12 protein-coding genes are annotated in these 12,706 nt (G+C 45.7%); 10 read left to right on the top strand and 2 right to left on the bottom strand.

Going from position 1 to position 12,706, the window contains the following annotated elements; genetic code table 11:
• Positions 1–102: 102 nt before the first annotated feature.
• Positions 103–732 carry a hypothetical protein gene (locus tag Q338_RS09970; RefSeq protein ID WP_034294900.1) on the bottom strand — a complete coding sequence of 210 codons (630 nt, stop codon included), beginning with the start codon at positions 730–732 and terminating at the stop codon, positions 103–105.
• A gap of 121 nt (positions 733–853) precedes the next feature.
• Between Q338_RS09970 and Q338_RS09965 the strand changes: the two genes are divergently transcribed.
• The 5 genes from Q338_RS09965 (at position 854) to Q338_RS09945 (ending at position 5,157) form a co-directional block, all read left to right on the top strand.
• A complete protein-coding gene (locus tag Q338_RS09965) occupies positions 854–1,207 on the top strand; it encodes an arsenate reductase (protein WP_034294898.1) in 354 nt (117 codons plus the stop codon).
• A gap of 43 nt (positions 1,208–1,250) precedes the next feature.
• A complete protein-coding gene (locus Q338_RS09960) occupies positions 1,251–1,979 on the top strand; it encodes a UDP-2,3-diacylglucosamine diphosphatase (RefSeq protein WP_034294896.1) in 729 nt (242 codons plus the stop codon).
• Positions 1,980–2,207: 228 nt separating this feature from the next.
• Positions 2,208–3,485: an NAD(P)/FAD-dependent oxidoreductase gene (locus Q338_RS09955; RefSeq protein ID WP_034294894.1), complete on the top strand. Its 1,278-nt coding sequence runs from the start codon at positions 2,208–2,210 to the stop codon at positions 3,483–3,485.
• A gap of 233 nt (positions 3,486–3,718) precedes the next feature.
• A complete protein-coding gene (gene map / locus Q338_RS09950; protein ID WP_034294892.1) occupies positions 3,719–4,495 on the top strand; it encodes a type I methionyl aminopeptidase in 777 nt (258 codons plus the stop codon).
• Positions 4,496–4,569: 74 nt separating this feature from the next.
• On the top strand, positions 4,570–5,157 hold the full coding sequence (locus Q338_RS09945; protein WP_034294889.1) for an outer membrane lipoprotein LolB: 588 nt from the start codon (positions 4,570–4,572) through the stop codon (positions 5,155–5,157).
• Between the two features lie 205 nt (positions 5,158–5,362).
• On the opposite strand, the gene Q338_RS09940 is transcribed toward Q338_RS09945, so the two are convergent.
• Positions 5,363–6,529, bottom strand: coding sequence for a class I SAM-dependent methyltransferase (locus Q338_RS09940; protein ID WP_051968594.1), 1,167 nt, complete (start codon positions 6,527–6,529; stop codon positions 5,363–5,365).
• 299 nt (positions 6,530–6,828) lie between these two features.
• On the opposite strand from Q338_RS09940, the gene rsmH reads away from it, so the two are divergent.
• The 5 genes from rsmH (at position 6,829) to Q338_RS09915 (ending at position 12,517) form a co-directional block, all read left to right on the top strand.
• Complete coding sequence (rsmH, locus tag Q338_RS09935) at positions 6,829–7,782, top strand: 16S rRNA (cytosine(1402)-N(4))-methyltransferase RsmH (RefSeq protein WP_034294886.1); 954 nt, start codon at positions 6,829–6,831, stop codon at positions 7,780–7,782.
• 70 nt (positions 7,783–7,852) lie between these two features.
• Complete coding sequence (locus Q338_RS09930; RefSeq protein WP_051968593.1) at positions 7,853–8,179, top strand: cell division protein FtsL; 327 nt, start codon at positions 7,853–7,855, stop codon at positions 8,177–8,179.
• 2 nt (positions 8,180–8,181) lie between these two features.
• Complete coding sequence (locus Q338_RS09925; protein WP_084693588.1) at positions 8,182–10,080, top strand: peptidoglycan D,D-transpeptidase FtsI family protein; 1,899 nt, start codon at positions 8,182–8,184, stop codon at positions 10,078–10,080.
• 236 nt (positions 10,081–10,316) lie between these two features.
• Positions 10,317–10,856: a hypothetical protein gene (locus tag Q338_RS09920; protein WP_034294884.1), complete on the top strand. Its 540-nt coding sequence runs from the start codon at positions 10,317–10,319 to the stop codon at positions 10,854–10,856.
• An 83-nt stretch (positions 10,857–10,939) separates the two neighbouring features.
• Positions 10,940–12,517, top strand: a complete 1,578-nt coding sequence (locus Q338_RS09915) for a UDP-N-acetylmuramoyl-L-alanyl-D-glutamate--2,6-diaminopimelate ligase (RefSeq protein WP_034294881.1) — start codon at positions 10,940–10,942, stop codon at positions 12,515–12,517.
• The last annotated feature ends 189 nt before the right edge of the window (positions 12,518–12,706 follow it).

Genomic DNA, 12,706 nt, shown 5'->3' with positions numbered 1-12,706 from the left:
ATTCAATTTAAATCAGGACAAGGCGACAGCGACCGCCGTGTACACATAGTACATAAGGGAGCTGGCAACGCGGTACTGGTTTAAATTGAATTCACTATAAAATTAACGATGTAATTCACGCACATCGCGCCAACCGTCGCTGGTTTTCATTAAAGTAACGGTTTTGGTGCTGGTATTTTTGTGTAAGTCTTTGTATTGACCTTCTTTTAATAATGCGTTTGCCCATTTTTCAGGCTGCATTCTGGCTTCATACGACACATTGGTTACAATCACGCCGTTTAATGCGGTTGGCTCGGTGAAATAATTGATTTTTTTCACTTTTAATTTGCCCACGCACAGCAAAGCAGCATGATGATGACCGCGTTTAATTTCTTCTTCGCCGCGCTCGGTTAAGGTGTACACGGCGTAGCGAATGGCTTGTTCGCCTTGTCCCACTTTTTGTTCTTTATCGGCTTTATACAAGCCTGCGCGTACCAATGCTTCCATTTGCTTGATGGCGTGTTCATTGGCGCGTTTGCCGTTTGCCAAGCGTTTCAGTAATTTAATTTCGGGTGCGCCCAAATGAGTAGTAAACGCTTTATCATCGGATACACGATCTTGTACGTCCAATTCAAACGGCAAGCATACGCGGTGATTGGATTCATTGATGGCTTCGCGCAAATCGCTTTCATCTATGCCACCGCCGCAGGCTGCCAGCAACAAAGTTGTTCCCAAAACCAGTAATTTTTTCATCTGTTTAACCTTTTTTCGTAAAATCAAAACGAATAAGCATAACGGTAAATGTGGCTGACGACAAGACAAAAATCAGCAAATTTCGTACAATGCCCCTATTCACACACAAGAAAGATTGAAAATGATTGAATTATATGGCATTCCCAATTGCGCCACCGTGAAAAAAGCCCGTGCGTGGCTGACCGAAAACGGCGTAGAACACACGTTTCACGATTTTAAAAAATCTGTGCCCACGCCCGAATTTGTTTCAGGCTGCCTGAAACAGGTTTCTTTGGCGATTTTGTTGAACAAGCGCGGCACAACTTGGCGCAATTTGTCCGCCGAACAACAAGCGCAGGCGGACACGGAAGCGGGCGCAATCGCCCTGATGTGCGCCCATCCCAGCGTGATGAAACGCCCTGTTTTGGTGCGCGATAATCAGGTTTATGTGGGATTTAGTGAAGAGATGTACCAGCAGATTTTTCAGGCTGCCTGAAAGATTAATCCAATAAAATCATTATTCAGGCAGCCTGAAAACCATGCAAACACTCTTTATTGCCGATTTACATTTATCCGACCACACACCCAGCCTAAATGCCCTGTTTGCCCGATTTTTGCGCGAGCAAACAGGCAAAGTTGCCGCGCTGTATATTTTGGGCGATTTATTTGAAGCGTGGACGGGCGATGATGACGACAGCCAAACTGCCCAGCAAGTCGCCGAGCAAATTCGTGATTTTGCCCAATTTGCGCCCGTGTATTTTATTGCGGGCAACCGAGATTTTGTTTTGGGAAAACAATATGCTAGCCGCGCCAATATGCAGATTTTGCCCGAACAAAGCATGATAAGTTTACATGGCAAACGCATTCTTTTGACGCACGGTGATGAATTGTGTACCGATGATGTGCAGTATTTGCGTTACCGAAAAATCATTCGTAACCCCTTATTATTGAAAATTTTATTGTGTTTACCTTTTCGCAAACGCAAACAGATTGCAGAACAAATCCGCAGCAAAAGTCGCCAGCGCAAATTAAATGAGCAAAATTACGCCATTTCAGATGCGACCGCAAGCGGCATTCAGGCTGCCTGTGAACATAATCGGGCGTTAGATGTGTTGATTCATGGGCATACGCATAGACAAAATATTCATTATCATCAAATATTTGGGCGTGAAATTGCGCGTTATGTGTTGCCCGATTGGTATGATGATGTGGGCGGTTATTTGGCGGTGGACGAGCAGGGATTTGCGTTTCATACTTTATTATCGTGAGATTTGTAGGGTGCGTACCACGCACCAAGTCATTCAAATAAATACAAATTTGGTGCGTAATACGCACCCTATTTGTTTGTCGTGTACTGAAAGGCAGCCTGAAAATGTAGTTTTGTGTTGTCCAAAAATAAATTGTACAATTTCATCATAATTTTTTCATTCACAGGCAGCCTGTATGTTTTCAGGCTGCCTGAAAATATTTTCATTTTAAAATAAGGATATACACACATGCATTACGATACGATAATTGTCGGCGGCGGCGCAGGCGGTTTGGAGTTGGCGGCGAAATTGGGGCGCAAATATGGGCGCGGCGCAGGCACGGAAAATGTGTTGCTGATTGACCGTTCCATTGTGCATATTTGGAAACCGACTTTGCACGAAGTGGCGGTTGGCACGCTCAATCCGCAACAGGAAGGTTTGTTGTACACGACTGTGGCGCGGCGCAATCATTTTTCCTTTATGCTGGGCGAATTGACCGAGTTTCATCCACAAGAGCGCACGCTCACGGTTGGCGAATTGCGCGATGAAGACGGCAGCCTGCTGGTTCCCGAAAGCACAATTAGTTTCAATAAATGTGTGTTGGCGATAGGGAGCGGCTCTAATTCATTTGGCACGAAAGGTTTTGAAAATGCGTATGTTTTGGAAAACGCACAAGACGCGCAGCGTTTCCAAAAATATTTGTTTGGGCGATTTTTGCAAACTTCGCATTCAGACAAACGCTGCCTGAATGTGGCGATTATTGGTGGTGGCGCGACTGGCGTGGAATTAGCGGCGGAAATGACGGAAGCGTATCACGAAATGCACCAAATTATTGGTTCGGCAAACCGTTTTCGCATTGAAATCAATTTGGTTGAAGCCGCGCCGCGCATTCTGCTTGCCATGCCTGAACAAGTGGCAGAACAGGCAATGGAAATTTTGGAGCGTAAACAAATTAATGTGCATACGGAAACTAAAGTAGTTGAAATAACTAAAGAAAAAGTAATAACCGATAAGGGCGAAATCGTGGCGGATATTGTGATTTGGGCGGCTGGGATTAAGGCAGCGGAGCGCAATCAAACTTTTGGTTTGGAAACGAACGGGATTAACCAATTTATTGTAAACGAGAAATTGGAAACATCTGCCAAATACGTTTACGCTTTGGGCGATTGCGCCAGTTTGACTTTGGCGGACGGCACGCGCATTCCCGCCACCGCGCAGGCTGCCCACCAGCAAGCCAGCTATTTGGCAAAACAATTTTGGGCGGCGGTTCAAGAAAAACCGTTCACGGAAACCTTTCAATATCAAGACAGTGGCGCGTTGGTGTCGTTAGGTTTTGACAAGGGCGTGGGCAATGTGTCGGCGAATCATCAAACGCATTTTTTCATTGAAGGCATTGTGGCGAAATGGGCGCATATGTCTTTGCATTTAATGCACCATTTTGCGGTGTTGGGTTTGAAACGCACGGTGTTGTTGGCGTTGGCGCGTTTGGCGCAAAAACGGGTGTCGGGGCGATTGAAATTGCATTAAGTAATTGATTTTAAATTTTTCAGGCTGCCTGAAAGTATGTGCCATAATTCATGTAGGGTGTGTATTACGCACCAAATTCCCCATTATTTGAATGATTGGGTGTGTGGTACGCACCCTACATTTGAAAGGCAGCCTGAAAAGTTTACAAATCATCACGTTAATAAAATAAAACAAAACAGAACAATCAGTTCGTTTATAATTTTATTTTTAAATAAAAAATAAGGAAAAACATTATGGCGGTGATTATTACTACGCCTGAAGAACAAGACAAAATGCGCGAATTGGGGCGTTTGGTGGCGGAAGCATTGGATTATATTGGCGATTTTATCAAACCTGGGATTACCACCAATGAAATTGACAAATTGGTTTACGATTACCATGTGAATGTGCAGGGCGGCTATCCTGCGCCGCTTCATTATGGCAATCCGCCGTATCCCAAATCGTGTTGCACATCGGTGAACCATGTGATTTGTCATGGCATTCCCGATGATAAACCTTTGAAAGAAGGCGATATTATCAATATTGATTTGACCATTAAAAAAGACGGTTTTCACGGCGATTCCAGCCGCATGTTTACCGTTGGCAAGGTGTCGCCGCAAGCGCAACGCCTGATTGATGTAACCCACGAAGCGATGATGGCGGGTATTGGCGCGGTGAAAGCAGGGGCGACTTTGGGCGATATTGGTTGGGCATGTCAAAATGTGGCGGAAAATGCGGGTTATTCGGTGGTACAGGAATTTTGTGGACACGGCATTGGGCGCGATTTCCATTGCGAACCGCAAATTTTGCATTATGGGAAACGCGGTGAAGGCATGGTTTTGAAAGCGGGCATGATTTTCACAATTGAGCCGATGATTAATCAGGGCAAACGCCATTTGAAAATCCTGAATGACGGCTGGACGGTGGTAACCAAAGACCGCAGTTTGTCGGCGCAATGGGAACATGAAGTGTTGGTAACGGAAACGGGTTGCGAAATTTTGACGATTTCGCCGCGTACGGGTCGCCCGTAAAAACCCTATTTTTCAGGCTGCCTGAATATTGAGGCAGCCTGAAAATTATCATAATTTAAAACAAGGAATATTCAATGAAAATCAAATATTTAATACTTTCAGGCTGCCTGACTTTACTCGCCGCCTGTGTCAGCAATACCATGCCCACACCGCACAATTGGCAAGCGCAACGCGATTGGCAAACCTTTGACACAACAGGCAGATTGGGCGTAAAAATCAACGACAAAGGCAGTTACGCCAATTTTGATTGGACACGCAAAGACGGTGTGGAAACCATAGACGTGAACACGCCTTTGGGCAACACAGTAGGGCAGCTTTGCCGCGATTCGCAAGGCGTGTTGGCACTTGATGCCAATGGAAAAATCTACAGCGCAGACACGCCCGAAGCCTTAAGCGAGCAATTATTGGGTTACGCTTTGCCGATTGAACATTTGGGCGTGTGGGCAAATGGCGAATGGGTGCGCGATGTGCCACATGGTTTCACGGCTGATGGCAAATTAAAACAGTTGGGCTGGACAATTTCGCGTGAATTAAATGACGATGAAAGTACGCGTATTTTATTGTTGGAAAACGAGAAAATGTCTATTCGCATGGCGTTTAGTGAAAGCAGTCGCACGGCAGGGCAGCCTGAAAAAATGGGCAAATGCGCGGCGCGTGGGTAAATAATGGTAGGGTGCGCCGTGCGCACCTAATAGTCGCAGAATTGAAAAAGCACTACGGCGTTGCCAACGCTCTTATGTACTATTCGTACACGGCGGGCGTTGTCGCCTTATATTGCATTTTCACTTCTACAACTATATTTTCCATAAAATTTAATAATTTCATAGATTTAGTGCGCACGGCGCACCCTACATTTGGTGTGATGGACTACAATTTATGACACAAATCCCCCACCATAAACCCACGCCAATCCACGTCCACATTTTTGCCAAATGCCATCACTTTAAACAATTCCCCCATTTCATGTTGCGCGGTGAGTTGTTGCACGACGTGGGCGGCTTGCACATATTCGGGCGTGTCGGTGCGTGGATATTGCGCGGCAAGCAAATCCAAAATCCCTAAATTAAACAAAAAGTTTGCTTGCGTGGTGTAGCCAATCAAATCCAAATTTGCGCCACAACCCGCGTCCGCAATATCGCTAAAATTCACATGCGCCGTTAAATCGGTCAAGCCGACACGGTAAAATGGGTCGTGTATGCTGTGGTGGCGGTGGTGCCCGATGAGTGTGCCGTCTGTGCGTTGTGGGTAATAATATTGTTTGGAATCAAAACCATAGTCTATCCAAATCATTGCGCCGCGTGTTAATTGGTGGGCGAGTGTTTGGATAAATGCGTGTTGCGTGGGGTGCAATTCGCTGGTGTAATCGGGCGTGTCGGGGAAATAAGTGCAGGCTGCCTGTAATAAATGTTCATCGTCTAAATAATTGTATTGAAAACAAAATTCTTGATTTTCCACCGCCACATACGCCAATTCAAACGCACCGTTTTCATTGCGGCGCACGCGTTCCACAGGCATGGCGTCCAAGACTTCATTGCCTATTAATATGCCATCAAATGTTTCAGGCAGCCTATCCAGCCAAACGACTTTGTGGGCGTGTTCGGGCGCGTGTTGCTGAATGTGTGCGTTTTGTCTTTGTGCTAAATCTGATGATAATTCAATGATATAATAATTTTTCAGGCTGCCTGAAAGCGCGTTGAGCAAATCGGCAGCGAGTGCGCCCGTGCCTGCGCCAAATTCGTACACATTGCCAGCCGTTTGCGGCAATAATTCAAGGATTTGCACCGCCAAAGTTTGTGCAAAGAGTGGTGTGAGCGTGGGCGCGGTAATGAAATCGCCTGCCGCACCGATTTTGTGTGCCCCGCCTGTGTAATAGCCCCATTGTGGCGCGTAGAGCACGAGTTGCATAAATTGAGAAAAGGGGATTTTTCCGCCAGCTTGTTGAATTTGTTGCACAATGTATTCGTGCAATGCTTGGGTGGCGGCGATTTGTTCGGCGGATAATTCGGGAATTTGGGTGGTTTTGAAAGTTTGCATAAGTCTTGGATAACTGTGGATAATTTGAAAATATTAATGTTAAAATTTGTAAAAATCAACATACTGACGGTATTATAACGGTTTTGTGTGGGCGTGTGGGCGAAATGGTTTTCCCTTGTTTTTTAGGGGAATTTTCATTTGACGAATTCAGTAATCAATATTCAGGCAGCCTGAAGGGTTTTTCAGGCTGCCTGAATGGTTTTTTTGGCGTTGAAATCAGGGGTTTTCTGTGGTGGGCTGGTTTGACCGTGGGGCGATTTTTTTTTATAGTGTAGGGTTTTCAGAACGAATTTTGTACCATGAATACCCCTTTTCAACACATTACCGTTTTGCTGCACGAGGCGGTGGACGCGCTCAATATTCGCCCCGATGGGGTGTATGTGGACGGCACATTTGGGCGTGGCGGGCATTCGCGTTTGATTTTGTCTAAACTGGGCGAGGCGGGGCGTTTGATTGTGTTTGACAAAGACCCGCAAGCGATTGAAGTGGCAAACGAATTAGCAAAATCAGATAAACGAGTAAACGTGGTACACAATGGTTTTGCCCATTTTCAGGCTGCCTTAAATGAGTTGGCGGTGGATAAAGTTGATGGGGCATTGTTTGATTTGGGCATTTCGTCTCCGCAGATTGACGATGGTTCGCGTGGATTCAGTTTCCGTTTTGACGCGCCTTTGGATATGCGCATGGACACCACGCGAGGACAATCCGCCGCTCAATGGCTGGCGATTGCCGATGAACAGGAAATACACGAGGTGATTAAAAATTATGGTGAAGAGCGGTTTAGTCGCCAAATCGCGCGCGCAATTATTGCGCAGCGACAAGAGCGTCCCATCACTACAACCCATCAGTTGGCGCAAATCACGGCACAAGTCGTCCGCACTCGCGAGCGCGGTCAAGACCCCGCGACGCGTACATTCCAAGCCATTCGCATCTTCATTAATCGTGAACTTGATGAAGTCGCCGAAGTCTTGCCGCAAGTTGTCTCGCGCCTGAATGTGGGTGGGCGTTTGGCGGTGATTGCGTTTCATTCTTTGGAAGACAGGATTGTGAAGCAATTTATTCGCACCCATTCTACCCATGCGCCTTTACCCAAATGGGCGGCAGTGCGCGAAGCGGATTTGCCAAAACCACCCTTGTTGGCAATCGGCAAAGCGATAAAACCGAGTGAACAGGAAATTGCCTACAATCCACGCGCACGCTCGGCGGTTTTGCGGGTGGCGGAGCGCACAGAAGGTCATTTTCAGGCAGCCTGAAAATATAAAATATATGATTTAATTTGATTTATCCATTTCCATATTTCAGGCAGCCTGAACACTGTATCCTATGAAACCATTACCTTTTGATTTACCCTTTAAATTGCCCAAGCTGCCCGAGAAAGTGAAAATTATGGCAACCAAAACCAATATTATTTTATTATTACTTGTCTTGTGGTCGGCTGCTCATGTAGTTGATTTGAATAATAATATTCGTCATGAAACGCAAATTTATGGCAAAGCACAAGAGCAAGAAATTCGTTTGAACCAAGATTACGCGGAATTACAATACGAATTTAGTCAAGCGTCTGAAAATAAAATTATTAATAATGCCGCCAAAAAATTAAATATGCGCGAACCCAGCGTAGAAGAAACCATTATTTTAGAATTGCGCTAATCATGTCAGAGTCATTATCTCCCAAAGAAACACCTGAATCGGTAGACGCAGAAGTGGACGTTTTAGAACACTCCATGCCGTTGCCGAAAAAAGTCAAAAAAATGAAAAAAACCAAAGCCCCCACCAAAAATGCTTATAACAATACGCGTATACGTGTGGTTTTGGGTTTGATTGGTTTATTATTTGGCAGCCTGATTGCCCATTCGGTGTATATGCGCACCGAGCACTATAAAGACATTGCCGTGCATGGGCGCGACCGCATTATCCGCAGTATTAAAGAACCTGCGTTGCGCGGCATGATTACCGACCGAGACGGCAATGTGTTGGCAATCAGTCGCTATTTGCGCGTGCCTACGTTTAATCCGCAAGCCATTTACGCTCCCAAACGCATGGGCGATGAAGTGAATTGGGACGTGATTTCCGATGAACAATTTAAGCAATTGTCCGATATTTTGGGGCTGCCTGAAGCGGAAGTGCGCGAAAAATTAAAAGACGTGAGCAAAAAATATTGGAATCCCAAAGTAGAATTGTCTTTGGAACAAGCGGACGAGTTGAAAAAATTAAAAATCCCCACTTTGCGTTTTGAAGAACGTAGCCAGCGCACTTATCCTACGGGCAATTTGTTTTCGCATATTGTCGGTTTTTCAGGCAAGCAGGGCAAGGGCTTGGAAGGCTTGGAGCGCACCGAAGACAGTAATTTGATGGGCGAAGACGGCATTCAATATGTTTTGCGTGATAGACGTGGCAATGTGGTGGAACTGATTAATTCGCCTGAAAATAAATCCGCCAGACCAGGGCAAACTTTGGTGTTGTCGGTGAATCAGGAAATTCAACGCTTGGCACGCACCGAGTTGCAAAAAACCATACGCCGTTTTAATGCGCGCGCAGGTGGCGTGGTGGTTTTGGACGCGCAAACGGGTGAAATTTTGGCATTGAGCAGTTTGCCTGATTATGATGCGAATTTTTATCAGGATTATCCTACCGAAAATTTCCGTAATTTCGCGGTGGGGGTAACAATGGAACCAGGCTCGGTGTTTAAGCCTTTTGTGGTGGCAAAAGCGATTGACGATGGCAAAATCACGCGTTACACCAATTTCAATACTTTACCATTTAATATTGGCGTGAAAACCATTCGTGATGTGCATAATTATCAAACTTTGACCACCGAAGGGATTTTGCAAAAATCATCTAACGTGGGCACGAGTAAAATTGCAGCGATGTACCCAAATCAAGATTTGTATGATTTTTATAGCGAAATTGGTTTTGGACGCAAAACCGATTCAGGTATTACGGGTGAGCAATTCACGCCGATTAAACCTGCTAGTCAATGGGTACCGTTGGACAAAGCTGTGATGTCGTATGGTTACGCGATTACGGCGAATTTGCTGCAAATGGCGCAGGCTTACACAATTTTCACGACAGATGGTAAATTATTGCCTGCAACCATTTTCAAACGCGATGGCACACCCGATGGCGAACCTGTGATTAAACCCGAAACCGCTAAATTGATGCGTGAAATGATGATTAGCGTAACCCGTCAAGGCGGTAGTGGCGTGAGTGGCGCGATTGAAGGCTACGATGTGGCAGCGAAAACGGGTACGGCGAAAAAAATTGTCGGTGGCAGCTATGAAGACCGTTATCGGGCGAGTTTTGTGGGGTTTGCGCCTGCCCAAAATCCGCGTTTGATTGTGGCGGTTACGATTGATGACCCGCGTGGCAAGGGTTATTATGGTGGTTTGGTGGCGGGACCTGCGTTTCGTGGCGTGATGAGTGGCAGCCTGAAAATTTTGGGTGTGCCACCCACTTATCCCAGTAACCATGAAGTACAACCCAAAGTCTTGAAAGCAAAAGAAAAGTCAGCGGAAGAGGCAGCTTTGGAAACGGAGATTTTGCCCGAATAAATCCCCTTAAACTGGTTTTCAGGCTGCCTGAAAACCAGTTTTTTTATTTCGGCGATTCAGTACACGACAATACAATTTTTCAATCACAAAAATGTAGGGTGCGCCGTGCGCATCAAGTGGCTGAATAATTTAAATATTGTGGTAAGTTTGGTGCGCACGGCGCACCCTACTGTTATTTTTATCGTGTACTGTCAGGCAGCCTGAAGCCCCATTTTTGTTACAGAAAGACAATCAAAATGCCCCATTTTATTGATAATATTCAACAAATAAAATCCCAATACGAATGGACAATTTTGCAATCTCACGCACCGTTTGGCACATGGGCGTGGTTGAGCAATCGTACGCTGGTGTTTACATGGTTTCAAATACCAAATTATCTGTGTTTAATCATATTAATCATGATGTTATACACGTCTCCAATACTTGCGCCGATATTATTCTGTTGCTGGCTATATGTGGCATTGCGTGAACAAAGCAGTCAAATTGTATGGAATAGCGAAACCAAACAATGCACCATTTTGCATAAAAATGAAAGCCAAATCATTGATTTAGACCAAACGTGCAGCCTGAATGTTCACATTAGCCAAGACCCCATATTAAATCGCCGCGCAGTATTCAATTTTTTACTTTATTATCAGTATGATAAGCAAGTTGCGATTTTGCGTTATCGCACAGAAAATGATGAGGAAATAGCGATTATGCACAAATGGGCGCAAGATTTGTGCCAACAAAGTGGCATTAAATTGAGCCTAGAAAATCATGTTTTTAAAGATTAATTCATTTTCAGGCAGCCTGAAACCTAAAAATATTCCCCAAAAAATTTTTTTTCAATATTTTCAAAAAACAAAGGATTTAAAAAATGTACAGCCAAATCATACCCCCACGCGAAACCGAATTACCCGAATTAAAACATCACGTTAGCCAAAGCGAGAAACTCACGTCCGACAGCCGCCAAATCCAACAAGGCGATGTGTTTGTTGCGTGTCAAGGCGAATACGCGGACGGCAGAAATTACATTCAAGCCGCGATTAACAATGGCGCGAAATTTGTGTATTGGGACGCAGATGGCGATTTTGTTTGGCAAAATCAATGGGCTATTCCCAATCAGCCGATTGCCGATTTGCGCCAACGCGCAGGCATTTTGGCGGCACAGGCTTACGGTAATCTTTCAGGCAGCCTGAATATTGTGGGCGTTACGGGGACAAATGGCAAAACGTCCATCACGCAATGGCTTGCCCAAGCGATTGATATTTTAGAACAAAATATCCCTCTCCCTAACCCTCTCCCACAGGGAGAGGGAATGGATAAACCCAATCACCCCCTCTCCCAATGGGAGAGGGCAGGGGAGAGGGTAAATCAAAAATCCTGTGCGATTATCGGCACGGTCGGCAACGGCTTTTTTGGCGATTTGCAAGAAACCAGCCACACCACGCCCGACCCCGTTTCCGTACAAACTTTATTGCGCCAATTCAAAAACTTGGGTGCGAAACACATTGCGATGGAAGTGTCCAGTCATGGTTTGCACCAATTTCGCGTGAATGGTGTGCCGTTCCGCACCACCGTGTTCACCAATTTAACGCGCGACCACTTGGACTACCACGCGGACATGGACGATTATGGCGCAACCAAAGCGCGATTGTTTCACTGGTTGGGTCTGGAAAATGCCGTTATTAATCAAGATGATGAATTTGGCGCAAAACTGATTGCCGAATTGCGCGAAAAATATCCCCATTTAAAAACCATTTCTTACGGTTTTGATGAAAATGCGGACATTCACATCAGCGAATTTGTTGCCAATACACGCGGTATGCGATTGAAATTAAAAACGATTTGGGGCGATGGCGAAGTGGAAACGCGTTTATTGGGGCGTTTTAACGCGCAAAATTTTGCCGCTTGCGTGGGCGTGTTGTGCGCGAACGGTTGGGATTTGCAGGCTGCCTTAAACGCTTTGAGCCAAATCCGCCCTGCCACAGGTCGCATGGATTGTATTATCAATGAAAACAAGCCTTTAATTGTCGTGGACTACGCCCACACGCCAGACGCGCTGGAAAAAGCCTTGACCACTTTGCGCGAAATCCAGCAGCCTGAAAGCCGTTTGTGGTGCGTGTTTGGCTGTGGCGGCAACCGCGACCGTGGCAAACGCCCTTTGATGGGCGCGGTGGCGAGCCAGTTCAGCGATTGCCCCGTTGTTACCAGCGACAATCCGCGCATGGAAGACCCACAAGCGATTTTGGACGACATTTTGCCAGCCGTGCCCAATGCGGTGTTGGTGCAGGTGGACAGAAAATTGGCGATTGAACAAGCCATCGCGCAAGCGAATCCACAAGACATTGTTTTGATTGCAGGAAAAGGGCATGAAACCTATCAGGACATTCAGGGCGTGAAAACGCATTTTTCGGATTTTGAAGTGGCGGAAAATGCTTTGAAAGGGCGTTAAACTTATTTTCAGGCTGCCTGAAAAGGGGTTTTTGGGGTTTCAGGCAGCCTTTCAGTACACGACAATTTTTACAAACGCCCAAAATGTAGGGTGCGTACCACGCACCAAATCATTCAAATAATTGAAATTTCGGTGCGTAATACGCACCCTACATGAATTTTGTCGTGTACTGTAAGGCAGCCTGAAAAT

Origin of the sequence: Alysiella crassa DSM 2578, assembly GCF_000745955.1 — a bacterium.
GTDB classification, from domain to species: Bacteria; Pseudomonadota; Gammaproteobacteria; order Burkholderiales; family Neisseriaceae; genus Simonsiella; species Simonsiella crassa.
This window is presented reverse-complemented; position numbering and strand designations above follow the sequence as displayed.